25 protein-coding genes and 3 pseudogenes are annotated in these 25,435 nt (G+C 41.1%); 15 read left to right on the plus strand and 13 right to left on the minus strand.

Translation table 11 applies throughout. From position 1 onward, the window contains the following. The first annotated feature begins 11 nt into the window (after positions 1-11). The 3 genes and pseudogenes from M1F26_RS05295 to M1F26_RS05305 form a co-directional block, all read left to right on the plus strand. The gene (locus M1F26_RS05295) at positions 12-884 is read left to right on the plus strand and encodes a GTPase family protein (protein ID WP_200129247.1); all 873 of its coding nucleotides are present in this window, start codon (positions 12-14) and stop codon (positions 882-884) included. Positions 885-975: 91 nt separating this feature from the next. Continuing rightward, positions 976-1,401: an antirestriction protein gene (locus tag M1F26_RS05300; protein WP_140171167.1), complete on the plus strand. Its 426-nt coding sequence runs from the start codon at positions 976-978 to the stop codon at positions 1,399-1,401. A 13-nt stretch (positions 1,402-1,414) separates the two neighbouring features. Continuing rightward, positions 1,415-1,837, plus strand: a pseudogene (locus tag M1F26_RS05305) (DUF932 domain-containing protein); the annotation flags it as partial. 94 nt (positions 1,838-1,931) lie between these two features. On the opposite strand, the gene M1F26_RS05310 reads toward M1F26_RS05305, so the two are convergent. Genes M1F26_RS05310 through M1F26_RS05320 form a run of 3 tightly spaced genes read right to left on the minus strand, consistent with a single transcriptional unit; the run spans position 1,932 to position 5,177 of the window. Beyond that, a complete protein-coding gene (locus M1F26_RS05310) occupies positions 1,932-2,945 on the minus strand; it encodes a tyrosine-type recombinase/integrase (protein ID WP_140171163.1) in 1,014 nt (337 codons plus the stop codon). After that, positions 2,935-3,900: a tyrosine-type recombinase/integrase gene (locus M1F26_RS05315; RefSeq protein ID WP_140171161.1), complete on the minus strand. Its 966-nt coding sequence runs from the start codon at positions 3,898-3,900 to the stop codon at positions 2,935-2,937. The genes M1F26_RS05310 and M1F26_RS05315 overlap by 11 nt, the downstream gene beginning before the upstream one ends. After that, positions 3,900-5,177 carry a site-specific integrase gene (locus tag M1F26_RS05320; RefSeq protein WP_227528910.1) on the minus strand — a complete coding sequence of 426 codons (1,278 nt, stop codon included), beginning with the start codon at positions 5,175-5,177 and terminating at the stop codon, positions 3,900-3,902. Before M1F26_RS05320 ends, M1F26_RS05315 begins: the two co-directional genes overlap by 1 nt. Positions 5,178-5,345: 168 nt before the next feature. On the opposite strand from M1F26_RS05320, the pseudogene M1F26_RS05325 reads away from it, so the two are divergent. The 5 genes and pseudogenes from M1F26_RS05325 to M1F26_RS05345 all read left to right on the plus strand — a co-directional run. Further along, positions 5,346-5,765, plus strand: a pseudogene (locus M1F26_RS05325) (DUF932 domain-containing protein); the annotation flags it as partial. A gap of 211 nt (positions 5,766-5,976) precedes the next feature. Continuing rightward, positions 5,977-6,684, plus strand: a complete 708-nt coding sequence (locus M1F26_RS05330; RefSeq protein ID WP_140171157.1) for a helix-turn-helix transcriptional regulator — start codon at positions 5,977-5,979, stop codon at positions 6,682-6,684. Further along, a complete protein-coding gene (locus M1F26_RS05335; protein ID WP_115350755.1) occupies positions 6,681-6,887 on the plus strand; it encodes a hypothetical protein in 207 nt (68 codons plus the stop codon). The genes M1F26_RS05330 and M1F26_RS05335 overlap by 4 nt, the downstream gene beginning before the upstream one ends. A 104-nt stretch (positions 6,888-6,991) precedes the next feature. Continuing rightward, a complete protein-coding gene (locus M1F26_RS05340) occupies positions 6,992-7,558 on the plus strand; it encodes a hypothetical protein (RefSeq protein ID WP_015422297.1) in 567 nt (188 codons plus the stop codon). A gap of 110 nt (positions 7,559-7,668) precedes the next feature. Next, positions 7,669-8,115, plus strand: coding sequence for an IrmA family protein (locus tag M1F26_RS05345; RefSeq protein WP_140171155.1), 447 nt, complete (start codon positions 7,669-7,671; stop codon positions 8,113-8,115). A 154-nt stretch (positions 8,116-8,269) separates the two neighbouring features. Here M1F26_RS05345 and M1F26_RS05350 read toward each other — a convergent pair. The 3 genes and pseudogenes from M1F26_RS05350 to M1F26_RS05360 all read right to left on the minus strand — a co-directional run. Continuing rightward, positions 8,270-8,383, minus strand: a pseudogene (locus M1F26_RS05350) (hypothetical protein); the annotation flags it as partial. Beyond that, on the minus strand, positions 8,332-8,592 hold the full coding sequence (locus M1F26_RS05355; RefSeq protein WP_140171153.1) for a hypothetical protein: 261 nt from the start codon (positions 8,590-8,592) through the stop codon (positions 8,332-8,334). The gene M1F26_RS05355 and the pseudogene M1F26_RS05350, both read right to left, overlap by 52 nt. Before the next feature lie 14 nt (positions 8,593-8,606). Next, on the minus strand, positions 8,607-8,798 hold the full coding sequence (locus tag M1F26_RS05360; RefSeq protein WP_125891632.1) for an Arc family DNA-binding protein: 192 nt from the start codon (positions 8,796-8,798) through the stop codon (positions 8,607-8,609). A 154-nt stretch (positions 8,799-8,952) separates the two neighbouring features. Between M1F26_RS05360 and M1F26_RS05365 the strand changes: the two genes are divergently transcribed. The 6 genes from M1F26_RS05365 to M1F26_RS05390 all read left to right on the plus strand — a co-directional run bounded on the left by M1F26_RS05365 (position 8,953) and on the right by M1F26_RS05390 (position 14,034). Next, positions 8,953-9,507, plus strand: coding sequence for a hypothetical protein (locus M1F26_RS05365; RefSeq protein ID WP_140171151.1), 555 nt, complete (start codon positions 8,953-8,955; stop codon positions 9,505-9,507). A 3-nt stretch (positions 9,508-9,510) separates the two neighbouring features. Beyond that, positions 9,511-9,948 (plus strand): type II toxin-antitoxin system YafO family toxin, encoded by a 438-nt coding sequence (locus M1F26_RS05370; protein ID WP_125891530.1) that lies wholly within the window; start codon positions 9,511-9,513, stop codon positions 9,946-9,948. A 94-nt stretch (positions 9,949-10,042) separates the two neighbouring features. Then, on the plus strand, positions 10,043-10,294 hold the full coding sequence (locus M1F26_RS05375) for a hypothetical protein (RefSeq protein WP_140171149.1): 252 nt from the start codon (positions 10,043-10,045) through the stop codon (positions 10,292-10,294). A gap of 697 nt (positions 10,295-10,991) precedes the next feature. Beyond that, positions 10,992-11,327, plus strand: coding sequence for a metalloregulator ArsR/SmtB family transcription factor (locus M1F26_RS05380; protein ID WP_125891528.1), 336 nt, complete (start codon positions 10,992-10,994; stop codon positions 11,325-11,327). A 128-nt stretch (positions 11,328-11,455) separates the two neighbouring features. After that, positions 11,456-12,751 (plus strand): arsenic transporter, encoded by a 1,296-nt coding sequence (locus tag M1F26_RS05385; protein WP_140171147.1) that lies wholly within the window; start codon positions 11,456-11,458, stop codon positions 12,749-12,751. Positions 12,752-13,056: 305 nt separating this feature from the next. After that, positions 13,057-14,034, plus strand: coding sequence for a LysR substrate-binding domain-containing protein (locus M1F26_RS05390; RefSeq protein ID WP_125891526.1), 978 nt, complete (start codon positions 13,057-13,059; stop codon positions 14,032-14,034). 80 nt (positions 14,035-14,114) lie between these two features. On the opposite strand, the gene M1F26_RS05395 is transcribed toward M1F26_RS05390, so the two are convergent. The 4 genes from M1F26_RS05395 to M1F26_RS05410 all read right to left on the minus strand — a co-directional run bounded on the left by M1F26_RS05395 (position 14,115) and on the right by M1F26_RS05410 (position 18,496). Further along, the gene (locus M1F26_RS05395; protein ID WP_125891525.1) at positions 14,115-15,293 is read right to left on the minus strand and encodes a M20 metallopeptidase family protein; all 1,179 of its coding nucleotides are present in this window, start codon (positions 15,291-15,293) and stop codon (positions 14,115-14,117) included. Between the two features lie 581 nt (positions 15,294-15,874). Then, positions 15,875-17,200 carry an amidohydrolase gene (locus tag M1F26_RS05400; protein WP_140171146.1) on the minus strand — a complete coding sequence of 442 codons (1,326 nt, stop codon included), beginning with the start codon at positions 17,198-17,200 and terminating at the stop codon, positions 15,875-15,877. Between the two features lie 18 nt (positions 17,201-17,218). Continuing rightward, positions 17,219-17,695 (minus strand): hypothetical protein, encoded by a 477-nt coding sequence (locus M1F26_RS05405; protein ID WP_004262394.1) that lies wholly within the window; start codon positions 17,693-17,695, stop codon positions 17,219-17,221. Positions 17,696-17,707: 12 nt separating this feature from the next. Continuing rightward, complete coding sequence (locus tag M1F26_RS05410; protein WP_036958500.1) at positions 17,708-18,496, minus strand: DUF3100 domain-containing protein; 789 nt, start codon at positions 18,494-18,496, stop codon at positions 17,708-17,710. 810 nt (positions 18,497-19,306) lie between these two features. On the opposite strand from M1F26_RS05410, the gene M1F26_RS05415 reads away from it, so the two are divergent. Next, on the plus strand, positions 19,307-19,753 hold the full coding sequence (locus M1F26_RS05415; protein WP_140171143.1) for a GNAT family N-acetyltransferase: 447 nt from the start codon (positions 19,307-19,309) through the stop codon (positions 19,751-19,753). A 77-nt stretch (positions 19,754-19,830) separates the two neighbouring features. On the opposite strand, the gene M1F26_RS05420 is transcribed toward M1F26_RS05415, so the two are convergent. The 3 genes from M1F26_RS05420 to M1F26_RS05430 all read right to left on the minus strand — a co-directional run bounded on the left by M1F26_RS05420 (position 19,831) and on the right by M1F26_RS05430 (position 25,099). After that, the gene (locus M1F26_RS05420; protein WP_140171142.1) at positions 19,831-22,794 is read right to left on the minus strand and encodes a TonB-dependent receptor domain-containing protein; all 2,964 of its coding nucleotides are present in this window, start codon (positions 22,792-22,794) and stop codon (positions 19,831-19,833) included. Between the two features lie 25 nt (positions 22,795-22,819). After that, the gene (locus M1F26_RS05425) at positions 22,820-24,274 is read right to left on the minus strand and encodes a porin family protein (RefSeq protein ID WP_140171140.1); all 1,455 of its coding nucleotides are present in this window, start codon (positions 24,272-24,274) and stop codon (positions 22,820-22,822) included. Positions 24,275-24,352: 78 nt separating this feature from the next. Further along, positions 24,353-25,099 carry a Slam-dependent surface lipoprotein gene (locus M1F26_RS05430; protein WP_140171138.1) on the minus strand — a complete coding sequence of 249 codons (747 nt, stop codon included), beginning with the start codon at positions 25,097-25,099 and terminating at the stop codon, positions 24,353-24,355. Positions 25,100-25,435: the final 336 nt, after the last annotated feature.

Raw genomic sequence — 25,435 nt, forward strand, 5'->3', positions numbered from 1 at the left:
AAGGAAGCAATATGAACGAATATCCTGAATTAGGAAGGGTTATTTCTGCCTTTCCTGCTTCATTTAAAAATCTGTTTTTCAACCAACTCAACTACCTAATAAACTACTCCCCCACCATCGGCCTGATGGGTAAAACTGGAGCCGGAAAATCCAGTCTGATCAATGCGCTGTTCCAATCCTCACTATCGCCCGTGAGTGATGTTTCAGGTTGTACCCGCCAAGCCCAACGCTTCAGTATGACGATGAACAATCACACGCTTACCTTTGTGGATTTACCCGGCGTAGGTGAAAGCCTTGAGCGAGATAAAGAGTACCACCAGCTCTATCGTAACTTATTGCCAGAACTAGATTTAATCATCTGGGTACTCAAAGCCGATGATAGGGCATGGTCTTCTGATGAACAATGTTATCGCTTTCTCACTGAGCAATGTGGCTACCAATCTGAACGATTTCTGTTTGTATTGAATCAGGCCGACAAAATAGAGCCCTGTCGCCAGTGGAATGAACTGAGCCACCAGCCATCCCCAGAGCAAGCGGCTAGCTTAGAATTGAAGCAACAAGCCGTGATAACCGCATTTAAGCCGCATCATCCTGTGATGACGGTTTCTGCGGCAGAAGGTTACCAACTGACTGAATTAGCGGAGCAATTAATACAGGTATTACCGGCAGAGGCTAGTAGCGGTGTCGCTAGGCAACTGAACAACACTTACCGAACGCAATCCGTAGAGAACTCCGCACGTAACGATTTTGGACAATGCGTCAGTGATATCGTCGATACGCTGATAGACATCCTTCCCCTGCCTGTCTTGATAAAAAGCACGATTGGCACAGTCAAAAACAGCATCGTCTCCGTCGCTAAATCCCTGTGGAGTTTTTTCTTTTAACTTCTTAAATTAACACAACATTGATGACATCAAGCGCTAGTCCTTAACGGGATTGGCGCTTTTTTATTTCTTTTTACTGGAGTATCAACTTATGAGTAACACAACCGAATCCGCTATCACAATGGAATTAGTCCCTGATGAACAACGCCTTGATTTTTGGCTCAACCATTTTGGTGGTGTGAAAGGCTGGACCACCTTTGAAGTAGTGATCTTCACCACGATGGGCCAATTCTGTGATGAGTATCATGGCGGTTACTGGGAGTATGGCGTGCTCAGTAATGGGGGAGCCTTTATCTACCCTGATATCAACGCAGACATCTTAACCCTATTCAACATGCATAATGGCAATGAAGCCACCGTGAGCCAAGAGGCGGCAGGCATTGCAGTGTGTCTAATCCTGTACAGCATCTGGTCATTCCAAACAGAAAGTGAAGTGATGTGTAACCGCTTTTATCAGCTACGTGACTACGCTTCACAACATTCCGAATCCGCTGCCATTTTCCACTTAATTGATTAATCAGGAGTCTATCATGAGTTTATTAGCTTCGCGTTTTGGCTCTGCTAACAGTATTCGCCGTGACCGTCCACTGACCATCGAAGAATTGTTCCGTACTGTACCGAGTGTTTTCTCTGAAGAAAAACACGAATCCAGAAGTGAGCGTTACACTTACATACCAACCATTACCTTATTGGATAGTCTTCAAAAAGAAGGTTTTTACCCGTTCTTTGCGTGTCAGACTCGTGTACGTGATGCCAGTCGTCGAGAGCACACAAAGCATATGCTACGGCTAAGAAGACATGATCAAATTACAGGAATACAAGTACCTGAAATTATTCTCTTAAATAGCCATGATGGCTCCAGTAGCTATCAGATGTTACCGGGCTTTTTTCGTTATGTTTGTCAAAATGGACTCGTTTGTGGCGATACCTTTGGTGAAGTGCGCGTGCCGCACCTATGTTAATTTCTCAACTATGTATAGTTAGCTCGCGGAGCTATTGTCGGCTCCTATAGTTTATTGACCTGGAGCCGACAATTGATTTGCATAGTTACAGCGTTTTCAGAAAGTTGAGTAGATCATCTGATGCCCGGAATCGCTTGAATGTTGTGTCTGGTGCATCAAGGCGAGAAAGCACCTCTTCCTTCATCTGCAAGTTGGCTTCGACATAGCGATGCGTCGTATTCACGCTTTCGTGACCAAGCCATAGAGCAATGAGATTGAAGGAGACACCACTTTGCAGAAGGTGCATGGCGGTCGTATGCCTGAGGACATGTGGTGACACTCGCTTGGTCTTCAGACTGGGTTGAGTGGCTGCTGCACGATTGACTGCAAGTGCTAAACGTTGTGCCACATTAGCTCGCGTCATTGGTTGCCCCGATCTGGCAGGAAGCAATGCCGCATCACCGTGCATGTTCTGATTGGTTCGCAACCATGCCCGTATAATTCCAACCGTGGATTTCCATAATGGTATCGATCTCTTACGTCGCCCTTTTCCATTCAGATGAACGCATGCGCTTCCATCAAGCACGACATCAACAACACGTATATTGATTACCTCAGACACTCGAGCCCCCGTGTTATAGATAATCGTAAACAGCAAGTGATCGCGCTGTGAGATCCAGTCATCACCAGGGTCACCGAGTATGGCGATGATTTCTGGGCGAGTTAAGTGGCCGATTAGTGGCTGATCAAAGCGTTTCATTGGTACATTGAGTGCTCGTTCTACCGTGTGTAATGCGGTAATGTCTCGTCGGCCAGCAAACCTGAGAAACGTTCGTAGGGCAGTTAGGCGAAGGTTGCGGCTTCGTACAGTATTCTGACGTTCTGACTCCAGATTATCCAAAAACTTCAAGATGAGATCTGGCGTGATGTCTTCCAACTTCATGGCTACTGGTTGTCTGTGCAACTGCGAAGTTGCAAACTCAAGAAATAGCTTGAGCGCATCCCGATAACAGGCGATTGTTTGCGGACTGAGAGCCCTTTGCGCCACCAGGTATTCAGTAAAAAACTGCTGCACAATTTCCGGGAAACTTGATTGCTTAGACATCGATTTACGCATCATTCACCTCCGGCATACACATTTCGAATTGCTTTGCCGAAGCCGCCATCAGCTCCGGAACCGCCTGTAGATACCAGTAAGTCTCCGCTATGCTGGCATGCCCTAAATAAGTCGATAGTGACAGCATCTCATGAGCAACATCGATCCCTTGTTGTTGCCACAGAATAATCCGCCTGACTACAAATGAATGCCGTAGATCGTGGATACGTGGTGCATGATGAGTGCCACGATTAACCCAGCCCAATTCCCGGCGTAATGCCCGGAATACCTGACAAACTTGTTGTCCGCCTAATGGTTTTCCTAATACATCAGCGCGTAATCCGATGAAAAAATAAGCATCTTCATCTGATGCTGCCCCCGTTAATTTACGTTGGTTCAGGTATTGATGTAATGCCTTGCTCGTACTCGGGTGCAACACGATTGAACGTGATTTTCCAAACTTGGTTCTCCGGATTATCAATATGCTCCTACGTAAGTCTACATCGCTAATGCGAAGTGACAGAGCCTCAGAAATACGCAATCCAGTGCTTGCGAGAAGGCCAAAGAGTGTCTCGTAGAGCAGACCTCGGATGCTGTTGTGCGGGCCCAACCTCTTCGCCGCAGCCAACAGATCCTCGATCTCTTGCTCACTGTAGATATGCGGCGTTCCGCGCTCTGGTTTTCGTCCGCAGACCGAGCCATCTGGCACCTCGTGTTCCGGTTCTGAGAATTGCAACCAGCGCATGAAGGTACGCAAATATTTCAGGCGACCGTGGGCCATGCTAATAGGCACAGCTTCGGTAAACCGGCCTTTTGATGCCCATTCGGTCATCAATTCAAGAGTTAATGGCCCTTGATGATTGGCTCGCTGTACGTATCGTGCAAAGCTACGTAAACAATAACTGGCATGACTCATTTCGAAGCCGAGATACCGTTTTTCAGAAAGATAACATTCAACTTGTGTGGTCAGATCGCCCATTATATCTGGCCCCCTGCAGTATCCATGTCAAAAAAGCCCGGCCACGGCAGAGCTACGCGTGCCAGATTACGACTGTCGAGTTTGGCATAAATGCATGTGGAATTTAACGAGCGGTGACGCAAAATATCAGCAATGTCTTTAATCGACGCACCAGTCGCAAGCAACCTGTTGGCCATCGTGTGACGCAGTAGATGGGCACTGGTGTACTGAAGCCCGGCACGTGCATATACCTGGCGTATAGCGATACTGACTACCGATCTACTAATGGGACGTTCACGAGGTGTTTTATGGCTGGCAAAGACCTCCCGATGCAGGGTCTTCGGTCTGCCGTTCTGTAGGTAGGCAGCGATGGCATTGCCTGTAGTTACGGGCAGGGGCATTACATCGTCCCGGCGGCCTTTTGTCCGACGCAGGGTGATTGTTCCGCTCACCCAATCAATATCATCCAGGCTCAGGCGGGCGATTTCACCAATACGAAGGCCGAGATCCAGAGCACAGCGCACCATGGCATCAGCACGCAATCCAATTGGGTCTGTTTGCCCAAGTGAGTTTAGCAGTTGTTCAATTTCGTCGGTGCTGAGTGACTTAGGTAAAGATGCCTGCTGCCAGTTAGCCGGATTTGCAAGGGCGCCAATCAAAACATACAAATCATCCTTTTGCATTATGCGCCACCGAAAATAGCCACGCAGACTGGACACAACGAGGCTAAAGCTTACCGGTGTTCTATAGACATTAGCCTGTGAGACAAGAAAATCACGAACATGTGCGGGGGTGAGCGTGGATAAATTGATGGCACCATCGTTGAATTTATCGCGAAGAAATCTGCCAACAATTCGTATGGAAGTCTCCCGAGTACTTCGCGCGAATCCACGGGCTTGTAGTAAATAGTCGTCAAAACGGCGTAACTCTACAGCCACTGGGAGCATATCAATAGGTTTAGGTGGGATTAACTCTATGGCCCGCAACATGTTTAACAAGTGCCCTAGGGGCGAGCGACTATGGTTGCGCCGATATCCCGAAACAGGCTCAATATAATCGGGAACGCGCTGGTGCAAAAATTCTTCAACCAGAGTCTCATTTACATCACACAAGGACAGGCGCATTTCCGACATCCAACGTGAAAACTGTGCCATGACCTCCCCGCAACGCTGAATATAACTGTTCGAATATCCACGACATGCTAAGTACTCTCGAAGTGTCTCTCTGTATTCAATCAATAATGGAACATAACCGGTAGGATCACCGTGATTGCATAAAGTAGGTTGATCGGTATTCATGATTATCTCCTTGAAATGGGAGACAACAGGTTGGTTCGAAAATGAAAACTATGTATAGGAGAAATTTTAAGCCAGCTACCTATAATAGGTTAAATGGAGACGGATTAGCAACAAACTACACATAGTTGAGAGATCAACATAGGTGAGGCTATGAATAGATGCTCATAGCCCCATAAAGGGGATGTGGTGAGGAAAGTGATTGAAGGGGCGTATGAAGTACTCGATACGTTTGAGCAAGTGGCAGAGAAACGCGAAAGTATGCAGTCGTTATTGTTACCTCCCCCCGCCCAGCAAGCCTTTGCGGAGGCGGCGTTGACCTACCGCTTTGGTAAAGAGTTCCAGCCCGTCACACGAGAGCAAATTCTACAGCCTCGACGCTTTGAAGATAAAAAAGAAGACCTCTGGACAGTGTACCAACGTCTACAAGAAAACCTGATTAAAGGGGGATTATCAGGCAGAACTGCAAAAGGTAAACGCGCTCGCACTCGTTCGGTGAATGAGATTGATGGCGATATCAAACTCAATAAAGCCCTCTGGGTGATGGCGGATACCTTATTTAACCAACTCGTCCTTCGCCAACCCAACTAATTTTTCCGCCCTGACAGGTTGTGTCGTTACGCCTTACTTTCTTATCGTTCAAATAAAAAGCATAACGTTATTTATCAATGAATTACTTATAGTGATTTTTCATTAAAATGCCTAATGAGAATTTTTCCCAACAGACATAACCTGTCAATCCCCTAAGTTAAACTCCCTCACTTCTTAATTTCCTAACGTCTGTTATTGAGAGCAATACGTTATGTTTCAGATTAACCGAAAATATGACCGCATGGCTGTGCGACTCTCTGCGCTGATTGCCCGCTTAATGGCAGGAGAAAGCCTTGTGCTCTCATGTTTAGCCCAAGAGTTCAATGTTTCTGAACGCACCTTACAACGGGACTTACGTGAACGCTTGGCTTATCTAGGTGTAGAAGGTCGGCAAGGTTGTTATCGCTTGCCCATCAATACGCTAAAAGCTTATCGAGACAAAGATGTTCTTACCTTTGTGAAACAGATTGGAATGACTCGGTTGTTCCCGGGGCTAGACAGTCGCTTACTGGGATTGCTGTTAACTCAGCAGCCTCATGCACCTTGTTTGATTTGGCATCACGCCCATAAGATTTCTGCTTTACATACCGACCATTTCTATCAATTGGTGTATGCCATTACCAGTAAGCAATCTATTAGCATACTCACGCTTGAGCGTCGTTTTAATCCACTACAACCCTATCAACTGATTTACCGTGAAGGTCAGTGGTATTTATTGGCGGAATACCACCAGCAAGTGCATGTTTTACTGTTAGAGGATATCCAGCAAGTTCAACCACTTAATACCCCTTTCACACCGAAACACGTAGTGATGCAACTGTCACAACAAAACAATTTTATCGCGGCCTTACCGCATTTTCGATTGATATCACAAGTAGTTACCTCTCTTCCATCACACAAAGAAAGGAGCCGACCATGACGTTATTAACCCCACTAACATCGTATCCCACACATTGCCCTCACTGTTCTTCTGAGCAAGACATCATTGCATGGGGTACGGGTTGGATGTGCCGCGATTGCAATTTTGAATGGATAACGCCGATTAAAAATCAAAACACTATCTCCAGTGAGATTAAGGAGAGACTGCAATTTCACTGTAAAGAAACATTCAGCCATTCATGAATTGAACACTTAATACGCTACACCTTAGAAAACTGAGCACCTATTAAGTTGTGCTTATCTTGCGTCAATATTGACGTATCTAATAATATTGAAAGGAATTTTAAATGAAAAAATATTTAGCTCTTATTACATCCGCATCATTATGTCTTATCGCTTCGCAAGCTTTTGCCGCCAGCAAGCCGCCTAAAGATACAATTTGGGAATATAAAGGTGATGGTGGTAAAACTTTATGGCAAGTCTGTGGCAGCCAAAACAGTACCTGTAAAATAGTGGGTTCAACCAAACATTATGTTGCCGTACTGAACCGAAAATCTGCCTCTGGGTGTGCATTTGGTGATTTTTATATCGTAGCGAGAACTGAAGGTTTTTGGCAACAACGAGATACCGGCACGTGTAGTCCAAATGCTTATATTAAAAAGGGCTACATCAACAATGGTCAATACTCTACGGTGGACATTGGTGTCGGAGGAACGATTGTGGCTCAGTACCCCATCGGTTATTGGAGCCAAAAGAAAGAATTTTCAGGTAAAAATCGCCCTCGTTGGAAAGAGAAAAATAGAATGCAAGGCGGGTTACAAACTAACATGAAAGCTTATGAGGATATTCAAAAATATGGACGTATTCAAAAAGAGACATTAGAAGAAATGGAGCGAGAGAAACAAAATCGATAAATGTGGATACATGTTCATTGTCTTCATTCTTTCATCGTCAAGCTTAAACCACTTCCGAAGGGAGTGGTCTTTTAATTCAACTAAATGAATTTGTTCATGAGGAATATATGATGAAAAAGATAAATATCCTATTCGTTCTGAGTATGTTGGTGTTGGGTTCATTTGCATATGCAAATGAACAACGCTACGCAAGTATTACACATACAAGCTCAAATTTTATTAACAGAGGTTATTGTGGTTACTCGTTTACTCTCGATAACGGCGGTAACCATATGGTTTTAGACCATGCTGAATTTGGTGCGCTTGAGATAACCTTGAGAATGAAGGATGGAAAAGGAAAAGTATTAGGGGATACGGTACTGGAAGTGGAACCTTTTGGCGATTCTAGTGCAATGCGTGCCACCTTTGCAGGATTGGAAATTCCGTGTGAGGATGTTGCTGAATTTGAAGTGGTTAAAGCGGTGGAAGATCAAAACGGTCGTAAGGTTGAATTACCACTATCCATCTTTGAGGCTAATAATCCAGAGTTGGCGAAGATGTCGATTTCAGGGAAGTAGAAAAGCTTAGGCATTATGATAGAAAAATAATTGTTGGTATATTTGTTGGTATAAAATTTATCGAACACGATATTTTCATTATAAAACAATGTTAATTTACTCGTGTTCGAATCCTGTAGGGAAGTTATGCTGGTTTTAATCCTGCTTGATTTCCTTATTGTGTCGTAATTGTATCGTTATCATTAAAAATGGTATCAATATGTCTCGCGTGTTCGCTTAAATGATTAGGCGCAAGATGTGCATACCTTCTGACCATTTCCATTCTCTCTCAGCAGTTCTCAGCAATGACTTCATTATTATTGCCAAATGCTTTTCTTTGGTGGCTGTTGTTACTTGGGCCTCTGAATAAGCAGGGATTTCCTTTCCCTTACGCTTGGCTGCTTCAGCTTGTTTTTCCCATCGCTCTCTAACCTTCCTATTTCTCATCTTGCTTACAGCTACATAAATTTTTGCTTCTGTAATATCTTTCAGCTTCACACCGTCGAAGTGATCTAACCAAAAGGAAAGACGACCTTTATGGTTAAAACTTCAACATGAGAATTACGCAGTATCCAATATTCGATAGCTGTGACCATTTCCTGATTGGTTGAGCGATTATTAAATTCAGCTAACTCTTGAACTTTATCTTTTAAATCAATCGGTAATCTGAGGTTAACCTGCTGATGGGTATTTTTATTGGTAATTTTTTATTACCAGTCTTGATAGTTGTTATGGTGGGTATTATCGAGGCGCGGTATTATACACCTCGATATTCAAGATACAAGTAGAGCTTGCGGTTAAGTTAACTTAATTCTAATATACTCCAAGGTATATTTAGCAATTTGATAAGGCATGAAAATGAATCCTTTACTAAAACATTGTTTTGCAGCGATTTTAGCGGGTGGAGTGCTCAGCGTTCCTTCGTATTCGCTCGCTGACGCATGTAATGATAAGGAGTCGCATGTCATGAAGAGAAATGTGATTGATAATGTTACAGAGCTTAAGTCTGAGTATGCAGAAAGAAATCAGATAGTTAATAAGCTAGCTGATGAAATAAACGCGTACTACTTTAATCTGTTAGAGATGGATGATTATCAAGCTCATGGCGTTATGCTTCAAAATGGGGTTGATGAAAACAAAGCTTGCGAAGCTGCTTTAAGAGGATTTGAAAATGTTCTTAAAGTAATGGTTAAGCAAGGCGACTTGTCCGATGAAGAAAAAACGGAAATGAAATCATACTTGCGAACAGTTGCTAAGGCTAGATATGCAATAGCTCGTTTAAATGATTTTTCTCGTCAGTTATTCACTATCCCTAAAACATTCGAAAGTGATATCGACTTTAATGCTTTAGGGGAATTAGCTGATTATACAACTAAGAAAATAATTTCAGGTGATTATTCCTTTACTGGCTAATTCATGGACGAAATAGAAGTAACTATAAACGAGCAAACAAGAAATCAATTTTTTGGCGACTTATTCCAAAAACATTTAGATCTCGAAGCCAAGCTACTCAAAGACTTTAAAAAATATAAGTCCGACGGAGTTGTTCCTAGTTATTTCGGAAGAGATGTTTCATACGTTAAGCCATATTCAGCTGAAAAAGCTTGTTTGATGCACATTCATTTAAAAATACCACCAGATAGATTTCCAGATGATAGGGTTCAATATTACAGAACTCACAAAAATGGAAATCCTGAAAAAGATATCTGCTTGGTGTATGTGCAGGGGCTTATTGAAGATCACCGATACTCAATTATAGCCATACTACATCCTGATGCTCACTTAAAAGCACAAGACTATAAGGTCATGGATGAGTTGGCTCAAATAGCCCAAAAATTTAGAGATGAAAACTAACCCACTCCGGTGGGTTTTTTATTGCCTGAAATAATATATGTTAGATATGGAATTTAAGTTAAGTTTAGGTGTACCTTTATAAGGATATAATACAGTGCGAACACTTATGTATGCTTTTTTGATGTTAGCTGTCTATGTATTGATTGTGGTCTGTTTATTGGGTTTCGTTATTGCTGGCCTTACCCTGTTAGTAGACAAGGTGAGAAAAAACATTAGAGCAAAAAAGAAAGCAGCTAGAGAATGGATGCCTTTTTTATTGTGGGTTTTTATTTATATAATTTTTACTAATTTAGCTTATAAAGTTCTTAGTTATGTTTTAGATGAAGGACTGTGGATATTTACATAATACAAATCCTGATGCACTCCCGCTAAGCTAACACTCGGTTGGGATCTAGCTCGTCCTTTGGCTGGGTAGTTAGACCAATAGCTTGCCTGATTTAGTTCCTTGCGGACTCATGAGATTAGCGTAAATAACGCCATTAATTTCGGCCAGTCTTCTTGTTACTTCATACTCTATATTAGGGTTAAGTTTTTCAATAGCTGGTGCTATTCAGTTGTTGGACTTGAATTATGTATAAAACCAAATGGTAAACACCGAAGGGAAAGCATGCTAGCGGTGAAATTCCTGAGTTCGCTCAATCAGTTAATGGCGCTCTTGAATCAACGACGATTATGTTCAAGTTAAAACCTGAAAGATAAAGTTTAAATAAGATTGATTAATAGCAGGTTCAATTTGAAATCGCATTAGTGTTAATTTTATGGTTCCGTTTGAAACGGAGGCAGTGAGAAATACAGGTATGCTACGGGTAGGATTATTTTTTGTCAGCCTTTCATCACCGGCAATAGAATTATCAGATGGTGATATTCTTGCAATACTGGTGGCTTTGCGAAAGCTGAAGCTTTAACTCTTCTTCGTTCAACTGGCGTCTACTGATATTAAGTCATATTTGAGGTATACGGCACTATCGCGCTAAATATAATATATACGTTTTGACGTATGTGTCTTTTGGGTGTAACTTAAAGAAAAGACTAAAGAGGTACACATGGAACCATTACAACTGTTTAAAATTTTAGGTGATCAAACAAGGCTCGATATCGTGCTGCTTTTGAAAGCAGCTGGTGAACTGTGTGTGTGTGATATTTATACGGCTTTAAATCTATCGCAACCAAAGACATCTCGACATCTAGCAATGCTTAGAGAATCAGGTCTTTTGCTCGATTCAAAACAGGGTAAATGGGTTCATTATCGTTTATCTCCAGTATTACTACCGTGGGTGAAAAGTATCATTGATGTAACTTATGCCACAGAGAAAAATAGAGTTGCAGATTTGCTTAACAGCCTAGAGACAAAAGAACCTGCTGGCCGTTGTGCAGTATAAAATTTTTTAAGTCAATATATATGAATATTCATATATATTGGCATGGGAATGAGCAAAGTTAATTGGGTCGGTTAATTAGCCAATTTATTTCAGGAAGGTATATCTATACCCTTGTTCATGAGGTCGTTATGTTGATTGCTGCATTAATTTTTATTTTAACGATTACGTTTGTTATTTGGCAGCCTAAAGGGTTGGGTATTGGTTGGAGTGCAACAATAGGGGCAATATTAGCCCTGATCTTTGGTGTGATCAGTTTTCAAGACATCCCGATTGTTTGGAATATTGTTTGGAATGCCACGGCGACATTTGTTGCCGTCATTATCATTAGCCTACTTTTAGATGAAAGTGGTTTCTTTGAATGGGCGGCATTACATGTTGCCAAGTGGGGCGGGGGGAAAGGAAAACTGTTATTCAGTTATATTGTGTTACTTGGAGCAACGGTTGCGGCCTTATTTGCCAATGATGGCGCAGCATTGATATTAACGCCCATTGTGATTGCGATGTTATTGGCACTTGGTTTCAACAAAGGCACGACATTAGCATTTGTCATGGCTGCCGGGTTTATTGCAGATACGGCGAGCTTGCCGCTGATCGTTTCGAACCTCGTGAATATCGTTTCTGCGGACTTCTTTAATATTGGATTTACTGAATATGCATCGATTATGGTGCCAGTGGATATTGCTGCAATTATTGCAACATTAGCGATGCTGCATTGGTTTTTCCGTAAAGATATTCCTAAACAATATGATGTTACCAAACTGAGTGAGCCCGCCTTAGCCATTAAGGACATGACAACGTTTAAAGCAGGTTGGCTGGTATTAGTGCTGTTGCTTATCGGTTTTTTTGTCTTAGAACCATTAGGTATTCCAGTGAGTGCAATTGCGGCTATTGGCGCTTTAATTCTTTGGGTGATTGCAGCCAGAGGCCATACAATTAATACCAACAAAGTATTACGTGGAGCACCGTGGCAAATCGTCATTTTCTCTTTAGGAATGTATTTGGTTGTTTATGGTTTAAGAAATGCAGGGTTAACCGATTATCTTTCTGAAACGCTGAATTACCTTGCAGACAAAGGGTTATGGGTAGCAACAATTGGTACGGGATTTATCACTGCATTTTTATCCTCAATAATGAATAACATGCCAACGGTATTAATTGGTGCCTTGTCCATTGAAGGAAGTGAAGCATCAGGATTAATTCAGCAAGCGATGGTTTATGCGAATGTGATTGGGGCTGATTTGGGGCCAAAAATTACGCCAATTGGCAGTTTGGCAACATTGCTGTGGCTACATGTTTTATCGCAAAAGAACATGACCATTACATGGGGATATTATTTCAAAACAGGGATTATCATGACACTCCCTGTACTCATTGTCACACTCGTTGCTTTAGTGCTTCGACTATCATTATTTCATTTAGGGTAAGCCAAATGAATGAAATCACTATTTATCGCAATTCTGACAGTGAAACTTCACACAGCCCCCTTGCCATGATCCGCAATGGGGTGTTGAGAGCAGTGGTTTTATCGCGCTGAATATTATAGGTTCTTGTAGAATATTTATTTTATGATTTATGTTTTGGACTGTTTTTACTAGGGAATAAACCACAGTGTACTTATTGCTAATCAGTTCGTTATGGTATAATTCCTGCACAGAATAACCAAGATGTTAAATCTTGGACTGTGCTTGTATCTCTATTTTTAGTCCATTATACATTGGATAATCCAGCAATGAACATTAGTCAGCTTAAAAGCTTTGTTGAAGTGGTAAAAAGTGATTTTAATATCACGAATGCGGCTGAAAAACTGTATACCTCTCAGCCAACGGTAAGTAAGCAACTTAAAATATTGGAAGATGAGCTGAACGTTTCATTATTCAATCGGAAAAATAATAACTTATTATCGCTGAGTCCGATTGGCGAGAAAGTTCATCATGTTGCGTGTGATATTCTTGCGCAGTTCGATAAAATTAAAAGTATCGTGTCTCATGAAGATACGACGATAAAACAAAACCTGCATATTGCAACAACCCACACCCAGATCCGCTATAAATTACCGCAAGTGATTGAGCGTTTTAACGCACGTTACCCCAATATTTCTTTGCATTTTCACCAAGGCGCGCCTGCTCAGATAGCAGAGATGGTGAATAATGGCGATGTGGATTTTGCCATTGCGACTGAGTCTATGCACCTTTATGATGATTTATTGGTAATGCCTTGTTATCAATGGTCTCGCAGTATTATTGTTCCTCATGACCACCCATTGGCTCAATGTGAACAGCTTAGGATTGAAGACCTTGCAGACTACCCGCTAATTACCTATGTATTTGGTTTTACAGGGCATTCAAAGCTCGATCAAGTCTTTTATCAACATAAATTAACGCCAAATGTTGTTTTAACTGCGGTAGATACTGAAATCATTAAATACTATGTGAAACGTGGAGCTGGGGTCGGTATTATTTCAACGGTCGCTTTTGACCCAGAGGAAGATAGTGAAGCATTATGTTGTATTGATATTAGCCACTTAGTCAAGCCAAGTTATACACATGTTTGTATTAATCGGCACATGCATTTAAAAGATTATATGTATGATTTTATCTCTCATTACGCTCCCCATCTTGATTTGAATTATATACATCAGCCAAATCAATGGGTACCTACAGAACAAAGTGAGAAAGATAGGTTATATAGAGAATTGCCTGAGCTATGACTTATCTGCGGATGATTAAGAAAAAAGCCGAGTAATGGAATTTACTCGGCTTTAATATTACTGTGTGTATTATATTTATTCTAACGAGTGGCGATATTAATAAAGATTTGAGCGCCAATCAGCAAGCAATCGTCATCAACAAAATACGGGTTTGCATGTAAGTAATTATTAATCCCTTTTGCTTGATTACCACTTCCTAAAAAGTACATGGCACCGAGTTTATCTTTAGTGGCATTGATCATATAACTGAAATCTTCACTTCCTGTCATCGGCTTACCGTTTGAATCAATATGCTCAAGTGGTAAAAAGGCGGCTGCAGCATCATAAATGACTTTGGCCGCTTGCGGGTGATTGACGACAGCGGGATAACCGCTGGCTTCCAATGTGGTTTTAAACCCACCAGCTTCACTGCGAGCTACAATTTCATTGAAACTTGCCTTTAATATTTTGTCTGTTTCTTCATCCATTGAACGGATCGTTCCGCGTGCTTGAACATGGTCAGCTAGCGCATTTGGGATCGTTCCGCCATTAATCATGCCGCAACCAAATACAGCGGGACTGAAAGGATCGGTCTTTTTGGCAACAATGTAGTCCATATAATCAATGATACGTGTTGCTTCGCGGATAGCATCTAACCCTTTATGAGGGGTTGAGCCGTGAGCAGACACACCATGGACATCTAGTGTCCATGCTGAACCGTATGAGGACATAACTCCTGAATTGAATTTAATATAACCCGTTTCAAAGGCCGCATCATTGTGTAACCCGTAAACTTCGTCGACGCCTTCCATACACCCCATTTCGACCATTTTGTTAGCGCCCGGTACTCGCATGTCCTCTTCCGCCATTTGGAAGATAAAACGGACGTTATGGGTGAGTTCAGAACGGTTTTCACTGAGGTATTTCGCTGCGGTTAAGGCGATGGTCATGTGGGTATCATGGCCACAGTTATGGGCGCAACCTTCATGGACAGAACTGTGCTCATTGCACGTTAAATCAGGCATTTCAAGGCCATCGATATCAGTACGATAGGCAATTAAGCGCTTGGTTGGGTCGACAATCAATTCAGCGGTAAAACCTGTGTAGCCTTCGAATAAACGAATGTTATAGCCAAAGCTTTCCATCAATTCACGGCAATATTGTGAGGTTTTGAATTCTAGCCCAGACAATTCGGGGATTTTATGTAAATCCTGACGTGTTTTTTTGCTAAATGTTTCTAAAGCAAAGAGTTTTTCACTGATATTGTATTTGTTGGTCATTACGTTTTATCCCGTATACAGAAAGCGTTTTTAATGCTGTTAAAGGGCCCCTGGTGTGAGCATGGAATAATGAACAGCGCGCTCATTTAATTTATGTGTATTTTAAAAATTAGATTCAGAAATAGGATGATGTCTACTTCTACTCGTTATTTTTTATCTATCAATTTATAGGTCAATTTTAGCGTGGATATTAAAAAAGTGAGCGTGACGGAGATCGTGTTTATATCATATCAGTATTGCATGGCTCATGAATAATAAGGATGGTAATTTATTAAAATAATAATAAAAAATCATCAATTCAATTAAAATCCTTTTATATCAATTTGTTATGATTTTATTTTTCAATTTTAATATTAAGGATATTTATATTTTAAAGCGAGCCTGAATAGGGTTTAAGTTAAATTTTTTATTTAAAGTAGGGCGGTGATTGGTATGATTTTAGAAATTTTTTTAAATGAGATGGCGAATGTAAAAAGAAATTAATTAATGCGAAGAAAAAATTTTAAAGGTGGGATAAAAGCTAAAAAAATCATATTCCCCTTATTATAATTAACATAGCAATAAGGGGAATATTTTAATAATTAGTTCTTAAAAGAGCCGATAAATGAGAGGTATTCATCTTTGCTCATTAATGGGGTGTAATCAGCTAACATCTCATCAGCTTGGGATGCATCATCAAATAACAGGTCAATAATTGCCATTGCCATCATTTGAGCTGGGCGGATATAGGCCATATCATCATCAAAAACAACGTAATCTTTACCATGCAAACCACCACGAATTGCGCCAATCCATGGGTGACTCACTGGCATGATATGTGATAAGTCACCTGTATCCGTGCTTCCCGTCATGTGCCCAGCAACCCAAACATTTTCTTCACCAATCAAGTCATGGGCATTTTGCTGCAACAAATGGTTCAACGTATCGTTGTTATACAGTGGGAGGTAACCCGGTAAATCTTTGACTTCTACCTCTGCACCGACAGACATTGCACCAGCAACCAATGCGCGAGTAATACGCTCATTCGCATCAATCATTGCAGGGACATTTGACGCTCGGACATAACTTTCCATACGGACATCACTTGGGGTGACATTGACCAAATCGCCGCCTTGCGTGATGATCGGATGAAAACGAATATAATCTTTTTCTTGGAAGGTCTCGCGGATCGCATTCACTCCCATAATCCCCATCATTGCGGCATTGAGGGCATTGACACCTAAGTGAGGGGCAGCCGCAGCATGAGATGCTTTCCCTTTGTAGTTAATCAACTTGCCAATAAACCCATTGGTGGTGGTCGACATTTCAATAAAACCGGTATCACGTTCTGGTTTGACACTGGTTAAATGAATTTGCATCGCCATATCGATATCATCAAATTCACCAAGGGATATCAGCTCTGGCTTACCGCCGATATAACTAATTTTTCCTTGTTCAATCAGTTTATTACGATAAGCCAGTTCAACATACTCCTCAGCGGGAACGGCGAAAGGAACGACGTCTCCCGCGAGGTATTGCATAGCACCTGACTTAACCAGACCAATAGTCACAGCCATCATATTAGCGATTTGAGCATTGTGCCCGCAGCAATGGGCAGCACCCGTTAAATCATCGGCTTCTGGGTGTTCTGCACAAATAATCGCATCGAGCTCACCAATCACAGCAATACTATGTTTACTCCCTTTTCCACCTTTAAGGCGCGCCTTAACACCTGTTAATGCGAGTTGGTTTCGGTAATTAACGCCTAGCGCAGAAAATGCAGCTTCCACTTTTTTTGCTGTTTTGATTTCTTTGTAGCCTAGCTCAGGCTCTGCCCAAATATCATCTGCTAATTTCTTGATATCCCCTTTATGGGATGCAATTGTCTCGCAGACGATGGCTTTCAATTGGTCTTTGGTCATTGTCATGGTAAATATTTCCTCTTGTTAGATAACGCCGCTCCATGAAAGTGTCACTTGACCAATAAGTGCAGCGAATAAGAATGTTCCCGTAAAGACCGCCAGTGAAACTGGGATGATACGCCATGAAATAGCTTTAAATTTATCAATATCTTTACCGAGTGAAAGACCGGCAAATGCAAGTACCGTCGTACTAATAACAGCAAGTGATATTTTACCTGTCATTGCGATCATTTCTTTATCGTAAGGGAATAACGGTGAACACAAACCGGCAGCAATTAAAGATACCCAGAAAATCACAGGTAACTTACCTAATGGTGGGATTTGTGCAATCAAGTATGCCACAAATGACATCCCCCCTAATAATGCCATGGCGATAAGTGAGTCACTAAAGACTGCGCCAAAGCTGCCGCGGCCATAAATTGAACCGCCGAGTGCATCACCCAGTGAAGTGAAGATGATGACTAACACGATGATTATTGCAATTTCTGCCATCTTTTTCATGATCTTATATCCTTATTCTGTATCTGCTGATGCTGTTGCACGTTTTCTTTTCAACTTGTTGTATAAGAAAGAGGCAAACGGTAAGGAGAAGAAAATATAGATGTACAGACCTAATACTGAAGACATCAAGTTTGCGGAGGATGAAAATGCTTGAATATCCGCAGCGTGTTCAGGATAAAGCTCCAATAATGGTGCGACTGACGCAGCTAGCATCGAGCCACTTCCGACCCCGGCTCCCATTGCTAAAGCGAGAGGGCTCATAATATCGAGTCCAGCGATAACACTGGCGATGATGCCCATCCAAACGGCTCCGTACAATGTTCCGCAAATATACATTGCCATAACACCGCGGCCTTCTGGTGAACTTAAACCATATTTGGCTTCAATAATGGCAATATTAGGTTCACGACCGATAGAGTAGGTCGCACCAACAGCTTCACGGCCCATGCCTAACATGATAGCAAGTGGTAAACCGAGTAAAATGGTACCGATAAAGTGACCGATTTCTTGCAAGATTAATGCGCCACCGGCTTGAATAATTTTTTCCCAAGATGCACCAACGGAGGTGCTTAATTTTGCAATTAAGATAACTAACGCGACACTCATTATAGAGCTAGCGTGTGCCATGTTTTTTTCGCTGAGAATTTTGAATTTTGGAAAACTGATAATACCACCCATCAACATGGAATAAAGCATTGGAAAAACCATGACTAAACTGATTTTAATTTGCCCTATAGCTTCCGAAAGAAGAATGATAAGTAAGCTAACCAAAAGCAACTTACTATCTTTTAATATACCCATAGTGTTACCTTTCATTGGAAATGTTTTAAGAGTTATTCGTATATATTTATAATAAAAATGCATCATTTTCGTATTCATACTATCCATGAAACTATTTTCCTGACAATATTCCGAAAGTCTCTTAACCATGCCGAAAAGGCATGGTTAAAATCAATAAATTAAAATAATTAATAAAAATGGAGTCTTTGAATTGTTTTTTGCATTTCAATATTAAAAATGTTTTTATTTTTCAGTGCGATACAAAAATTTATTAAATTTTTAACATGTTGTTTCATAAGTAATTTTTATTTTCATATGCATTAATGCGAAGAGTTATCAAATACCTAATAAATGTGAGGTTGTTCAGGTTTTATGTATTTTTATATGAAAAGGTTTTATTTTTATTGAGTTTGCATAATGGTGAAAATTGAGGAGTTGCTGGGTTTTGTTGTTGTATTTTTGGGTTTTAAGTTCTACTTTAATCTGATTTAAATTTAATTATTAGTTTAATAGACTAGTGCGTTTTTTTTGCTTTCCTTTCAAAAAAATTTGATAAATTACAATAATATTGTATTTGGCGGTGATATTTGACTTGGATCGCAATTCTGAATATTCATTAATTAGAAAGCAATAAATGAGTCGAAATTTTATTTTAGTCTAAATGCTGATATTAATGTTATCCGTAACATATCAACTGCTATTTGTTTATAGCATCTCAAAAAATACAAAGGCACGAATGGCGCGAACAAAAAAGTATTTATTGTTAATTTATGGTGAGTCATCCTTTTATCACAACGGTATTGTAATCGGTAAATCTAAAGTAAGGTGTTTATGGCCATTACCCTAAAAGATATCACCAAAGACAATTGGGTGGATATCATATGTCTCGAAATAACCAAAGAGCAGGAAGACTTTGTCGCTCTTAACTCAGAGTCAATCTCAGCCTCAAAATTTTTTGATTATTATATTAATCGAGGTATCTATGTTGATGATGAGCCTGTTGGCTTTGTTCAATATTATTCAAACCATGAAAATGGTAGGCCTGAAGAGGTGTTTATTGATCAATTGATGATTGATATAAAACATCAAAGAAAAGGTTTTGGTTCTAAGGCTATTCCGCTAGTTCTCGAGGAAATTAAAAATTTGGGCAAATATAAGTCCGTATCAATTTGCTATGTCGAAGGTAATGACATCATGAAACCTTTTTTTGAACAATTTGGCTTTTCTGTTGTTGAGCAAGATGAATTTGATGAAACTATTATGCGGTTATTTTTCTGATACTAAAGTGATAAATATCCACTCCAACTAAAAGTTAGCAGCGGATATTTATAGAGCGGTAAATCAGCAGTATTTATCTAAAATTGCGCATTTAATCCTAAGCGTAGTGTGCGGCCCGGGGCTGGCATCATACTACGTGTCAGTGGGTCGATATAATAACGATCAGTTAAGTTGGTTACTAAGAATTCGACATTGATATTTTTATCAATTTGGTAACTGGCATAGGCATCCGCTGTAAAGGTCGGGGTCCAGTGCATTGGGCTATTATTCGCCATTGAATAACTTCCTGGAAATTGCTGCATTAGTTTCCGTTCATCTTTATTTTGCACACTGCTGGTATAACGTAAGCGTGTTCCCACCTCGAGAGTTTCATCCATAAAACGCATGCCGAGATTGGAGTTAATCGCATATTTAGGCTGTAATTGTGTGCGTAAAAAGCCACCGGGGAAACCTGCGGTAGTGCATTGAGATATATTATAACGGTTAGTTGGGTCCAAATTAGCGGGTGCGGAGTCATCACAAACCTCATTTTTGAGGCGGTAATCAACACCAATATCCATAAATACCCCACCATTATCGTAGCGAGCCAAGGCTTCAATCCCTGCAGTTTTATGTTCTTTTACTTGAACAAAATTAAGACGCCCATCGCGGTCAAATGCATTTTCGATGACCGTATGGTAATAGCCTATTTTCACATCAGCGTGGCGCTCAGCACCGAGTAACCCTTGTAAATTACGTGAATAACCAAATTCAAAGGTTTTTGCACGTTCGGGTTTGAATAACATTTTCTCTTTGCGAGCTTCACTTTCCCCAGCAAACCCAATGCTATTTTCGAAAATACTTGGTAAGCGTACCGTTTCGATGTAACGCGCATAAACGCGGTCGTTATCAGACAACCAAACATTGGCACCAAAAGCAGGCGCCCAGCCATGGCTTTTTTGTTTGCCTGAGAATTTCCATTTTTCTTCTTCTGTGAGTTTTCGCTCGATATCATCTGAAGGGTGTGAATAACTTGCGCCATAGACATAAACTTCTTTCCCCGTTACTGGGTCGACTGCGCGTGCTTGGGAGTCAAAAGTGCCGTTATGGAAAGGGTTCGTTTTTGTCGTATAGCGTCCGTCTTTATCTGATTTCCATTCCGTGCGGAAATTGACATCTAAAACGCCATTTTCTTCTGGATGTTGAGAGCTCTTTCTCTTGGTGATGAAAACAGTATAATTCGTGTCTTCAAGCCCTATCGTTTTGAGTAATATTTGTTTATTCCTATAGCCACCATTGAAGGGTTGGTAGCCATTTTCAATTGCTTTATTGTATTCATCTTGGGTTAAAATACGGTTGTAATTGATCTGTTTAGCGAGGCGCTCATTGGGGTTTTGAAAACCTTTGGTGCGCTTGCGCATTTGCTCCTTTAAGTAGTCATCCTCCGTCCAACCATCAATATATTTTGCACCCGCATCCAATTCCAACCAACTCGTTGGGCGATAGTTAAAGTTAAAGGCAATACTGGTTTCTTGCCGACGACCTTTACGTGGAAGGGCAATAAACGGGCTAGCAGTTTGCGATGGTGGAACGTCATTTGAGTCTAATTTTTCTTTGAGCATTGAACCGCGAATGGTTAAATCAAGATCGGGGGTGAGCGCCATGGTATTGCGTAAATTAAAACCAATACGATCATTTTCGGAGTTAGTTGCGGCTGTATTAATTAAAGTGCCATCAATGTTAGGATCTTTGCCATCGCCATAGCCATACTCAAAGGCCCAGTCACGCTCTTTAGGCTCTCGAGGGTAGCCGCCAGAGGTATTGGTATCTCCTACGGAATGCGTCATCCAGATATTCGCATTTAGGTCAATCCATTGATTATCTTCGGGTTTCCATTTGTATTCGGCATTATAGGCATTGACCGTAAAGTGAGCTAATGGCCATTGTGGTAATACTTGTTTTCCTTCCAGCTCAGCAAATCCTAAACGTGAAGGCATAATTTCACCATAGGTACTTTCACTCCGGCGAAAGCCAAAGTGTAATGTTTGGTTTTCAGTGAGATATAAATTTGTTTTGACTAAATAGGATTCCAGCTCATTAGAGGTATTAGTCACTTCTTTTCCGGGGCGAAATACATTCGCGGCAAAAGGTAAGTAAGGGTCTGGGCCAAGTTGTTGCTGCACTGTTTGTTGTTCATTTAGTTGAACGGATTCCTTATAACGGTGAGCGCCATTTTTCCCTGCAAAATAGTTGCCTTGCCGGCGATAAGCATAGGCGGCCATTAAATCGAATTTTTCTTGTCGAGTTCCAACTGCGATCCTTCCGCCATTATCTTTAAAATTGAAAAATTGCGCACTTCCTCGGGATTTTGGTGTGATGTTGACGACAGGATCGGAGAATACAGAGTTATTATTTTTATAAATCTCTGGGTGATCACGATAATCCTCGCCATAACCAAAACGTGGGATACGTTCCCGTGTAGAATTACTGCTAGTCTCTAATTTCAAGCTAACACCAAATTTTTCATCGGGGGCGACAACATCATCTATCCCTAGGGTTCTGATGGCTATTCCACCACCAACAGAGGTTTTTATATCGCCTGTAAGGGAACCACTTTTTTCAACTTCGATACTGCTTATAAGGTTTGGGTCTATATAGTTGCGGTTATTTGCCCCATTGTAACCCCGGTAAACTGTGAGTGATTGCTCGGTACCATCGACCGTCACAGGGACGCGTTCTTGCCCTTGAATGCCTCGAATATTGGGGTCTAACGCACCACTGTTTCTCGCATCACCGCTATAGACACCAACTGCACTATTTAGCACATCTGCAGTACTGGTGCCTTTATAACGTTCAACAAGGTCTTTCCCTAAGTAAATTTTAGAGCCTTTTGCATCATATTGGTCATCGTAGCCTTGTTGATCACGCTCTTTGATGGTTTTTGCTGAATCTTGAACAGTAATGGTGCCAATGTGTTCTTCTTTTTCCCCTAAAGCAATCGATGGAATAAAGAGGGCGGTAATAATTGCTGTCGTAATAGGTGTTAATTTGTATTTATGCATAGTGTTTTTCTCTGTGCCATAACGCTTAAAAACGGGTTTCTAACCCAATAGAAATTTCGTGCTGGTGATAGGTGTAAATTCCATCTGCGGAACTGCGATTGTTACGAAAGCGATAACTGGTATAAGGCGTAAATGTGAATAATGAATAAGTGGGAAAATTGAGCCGCGCAAAATACATAGCTTCACGATCATGGCGTTTCACATTCAGGAGGTAATTGAAGGCTTGAAATTGGCTTTCTCGATAGGTGGCTAGCGCTAATAAATGCACATCAGGTGTAAGCACGGTATAGAAGCCGCCTCGGACACCCAACTGGTCATAATCATCGCTACGAACTTCGGTCGTGAGACGGGTTGCATCTGCTCCCAAAAAGATGGAAGTATCGGTGGTAATACCGTAGATACCCGTTAGGTGTAGGCTACTTCGATTGCCATCGGCACTGTCATACGGTTTTTGGTAATGAAGCTGTTGGTGATCCGCGGACATACTGAGGATCATGTTTGGGCTGAATTGATAATCAGCTTCAATTTTGCCACCCATCCCTAAATAACGACGCTTTTCATTGACTGTTTTTAATTCAATTAATGGGCCAGCGGCGACAGTGGTATTCGCATCATTAAAACGGTATAAAGTAGCTAAAGAGGTGGTATTCTCACTAAATTCGGCATAGTGAGGATAGCGGTCGCCATAGGATGTCCCCTTGATTTGCAATGAATGATGGCCAGAGATAGGAATTATTTTACTCAGGCTCGCGTCATAGGTGAGCCCTGACGACGCGATGGGGTTGTCCATTTTTAATGTGCCACCTGGTACTTCCCAAATTTTATTTTTATCAGGGACTTGGTTAATATTGCTGTTATTTTTATAACCGAAAGAGAGACTACCGCTCCAAGCTGTGCGGTTTTCGATAGCGCGAATAAATTGTTGAATGGTCTGCTTTACACTGGCGGGTAATGCAAGTGTTTCATCGTGAATTAAATTCTGAAATAAAGCCAATGACTCTTTATTTTGATTATCTTCAAAATAGGCTCGAGCGAGTTCTAATTTAATGCGAAGAAACTTTGGGGAAAGGGCCAGTATTTGGTGATAATAAGTAATTGCTTCAGGGTAATGGCCTTGCGCTTTAGCGAGCTCAGCCTTTGCAAATAAAATAAGCAATGGGTCTGCATCAGCTAGCTGTTGGTAGCGAGGTAATAAGCGTTGTACATCTTGAAATTGTCGATGGTTGATTGCTAGGTAAATAGCTTGGCCTAGGTCTTGCGCATTATTTTCAAGGGAATAGTTTTCCCCATTCAAATTAATGGATAGGCCATCAGGAAGTAGCCATTGATCTTTATTAGGAACGACAGCACTTTTTTCACGATAATTTTGTTTGTCTTTTTGCCATAACAACTGTTCACGGTCTGTATCCAAACTGGTTGAAAATGCAGAGGGCACGACCATTGGAACCATGATAGCAAGGGCTAATAAAAGATATTGCATAGGGTTAGCTTCGGTAATAAAGGGCGGTGACCAGCAACGCGTGATGCTTTGTTGCGGCCACCGAGATTGATCTACGGGTTACTGGGAAATATTCCCACGGCTTCCCCCAAAGGCCATATCTTTACTGTGGTCGCTAAATTCAGTTACCCCAGCAATATGTTTAGCTTGGTCGCCAAAAAAGTGGCCGCGGGTTTCACCTAATGCGCCATTAAGTGTCGCATCTCCTGCGAAGGTCGCATTATTTTTAATGGTGGCATCAATATTCGTTGCACCAATATTCCCTGCTAAAGATTTAGTACCAAAGTTAGCTGTCAGGGTACCTGCGGCCATTGCGCCTCCGTTATATTGGCTTATTCCTTTAACAGAGTATTCAGCAGTGCCCGCTGTTGGCATATTGGTGGTGATGTCTTTACCTGAGTAGTAAGCCGTGTGTGTGGCGTCATTAACTTGCCCTGTCGATGACCATTCACCGAAGTACACCTCAGCATCCGCGACTTTGGCAAAGTTAAATACGCCCATTTTGTTATGTGAACCAGGGCTATTAGGCATGGAAATCACATGCGCTTCATTTCCCTGTTTTTTTGGCGCCATTTTTGTTAGCCCTGAGAATGAAATGATTTTTCCACCATATACAGTTTGCACACCAATACCGGGATCACCGATAGCGCCGGCATGGCCACCACCAGTGCCTTCTGTTTTACCAACGCGTATGGAAGGTTCATTTGGATTGAAAGATTGGCTTTGGTCAAAACCGACTTCAGCAGAAGCGGCAAAAGTGACCCCACTAGTGGCGAATGCTAGGGCGATAATAGTTAACTTTTTCATCGAAATACTCCATTTTTATTAAAGATATTAACGATACTATTGATTAGGAAATTATTATTTCGCATATATATGGCGGTAGGTATTAAATCAAATAATAATATAAATGCAAATGATAATTCTTCGCATTAACATTGAAATTATTATGGGTATCAATAGGATGGTAGTATTTCGTTCATTGTTAGTTGTTGATATTACGATTTATTTTTGTAATTAATTTGTTGGTTTATCAATTTTTATGATAAGTATTTTTTAACGAAAAAGTTAAACTAGTCACATTTTAATGTGTTTGATTAAAAGAATTACATAAAAAACATTAAAGTTAGTGTTGTTTATTGT

This window comes from Providencia sp. PROV048 (assembly GCF_033688165.1).
GTDB lineage: Bacteria > Pseudomonadota > Gammaproteobacteria > Enterobacterales > Enterobacteriaceae > Providencia > Providencia hangzhouensis.

Excerpts from the sequence above, each read along its gene's own strand:
- M1F26_RS05330 (WP_140171157.1), top strand. The coding sequence starts at position 5,977 with ATGTTTCAGATTAACCGAAAATATGACCGCATGGCTGTGCGACTCTCT.
- M1F26_RS05310 (WP_140171163.1), bottom strand. The coding sequence starts at position 2,945 with ATGATGCGTAAATCGATGTCTAAGCAATCAAGTTTCCCGGAAATTGTG.
- M1F26_RS05410 (WP_036958500.1), bottom strand. The coding sequence starts at position 18,496 with ATGGGTATATTAAAAGATAGTAAGTTGCTTTTGGTTAGCTTACTTATC.
- M1F26_RS05340 (WP_015422297.1), top strand. The coding sequence starts at position 6,992 with ATGAAAAAATATTTAGCTCTTATTACATCCGCATCATTATGTCTTATC.
- M1F26_RS05415 (WP_140171143.1), top strand. The coding sequence starts at position 19,307 with ATGGCCATTACCCTAAAAGATATCACCAAAGACAATTGGGTGGATATC.
- M1F26_RS05425 (WP_140171140.1), bottom strand. The coding sequence starts at position 24,274 with ATGCAATATCTTTTATTAGCCCTTGCTATCATGGTTCCAATGGTCGTG.
- M1F26_RS05345 (WP_140171155.1), top strand. The coding sequence starts at position 7,669 with ATGAAAAAGATAAATATCCTATTCGTTCTGAGTATGTTGGTGTTGGGT.
- M1F26_RS05390 (WP_125891526.1), top strand. The coding sequence starts at position 13,057 with ATGAACATTAGTCAGCTTAAAAGCTTTGTTGAAGTGGTAAAAAGTGAT.
- M1F26_RS05385 (WP_140171147.1), top strand. The coding sequence starts at position 11,456 with ATGTTGATTGCTGCATTAATTTTTATTTTAACGATTACGTTTGTTATT.
- M1F26_RS05315 (WP_140171161.1), bottom strand. The coding sequence starts at position 3,900 with ATGGGCGATCTGACCACACAAGTTGAATGTTATCTTTCTGAAAAACGG.
- M1F26_RS05295 (WP_200129247.1), top strand. The coding sequence starts at position 12 with ATGAACGAATATCCTGAATTAGGAAGGGTTATTTCTGCCTTTCCTGCT.
- M1F26_RS05320 (WP_227528910.1), bottom strand. The coding sequence starts at position 5,177 with ATGAATACCGATCAACCTACTTTATGCAATCACGGTGATCCTACCGGT.
- M1F26_RS05335 (WP_115350755.1), top strand. The coding sequence starts at position 6,681 with ATGACGTTATTAACCCCACTAACATCGTATCCCACACATTGCCCTCAC.
- M1F26_RS05370 (WP_125891530.1), top strand. The coding sequence starts at position 9,511 with ATGGACGAAATAGAAGTAACTATAAACGAGCAAACAAGAAATCAATTT.
- M1F26_RS05395 (WP_125891525.1), bottom strand. The coding sequence starts at position 15,293 with ATGACCAACAAATACAATATCAGTGAAAAACTCTTTGCTTTAGAAACA.
- M1F26_RS05380 (WP_125891528.1), top strand. The coding sequence starts at position 10,992 with ATGGAACCATTACAACTGTTTAAAATTTTAGGTGATCAAACAAGGCTC.
- M1F26_RS05430 (WP_140171138.1), bottom strand. The coding sequence starts at position 25,099 with ATGAAAAAGTTAACTATTATCGCCCTAGCATTCGCCACTAGTGGGGTC.
- M1F26_RS05365 (WP_140171151.1), top strand. The coding sequence starts at position 8,953 with ATGAATCCTTTACTAAAACATTGTTTTGCAGCGATTTTAGCGGGTGGA.
- M1F26_RS05400 (WP_140171146.1), bottom strand. The coding sequence starts at position 17,200 with ATGACAATGACCAAAGACCAATTGAAAGCCATCGTCTGCGAGACAATT.
- M1F26_RS05420 (WP_140171142.1), bottom strand. The coding sequence starts at position 22,794 with ATGCATAAATACAAATTAACACCTATTACGACAGCAATTATTACCGCC.
- M1F26_RS05300 (WP_140171167.1), top strand. The coding sequence starts at position 976 with ATGAGTAACACAACCGAATCCGCTATCACAATGGAATTAGTCCCTGAT.
- M1F26_RS05405 (WP_004262394.1), bottom strand. The coding sequence starts at position 17,695 with ATGAAAAAGATGGCAGAAATTGCAATAATCATCGTGTTAGTCATCATC.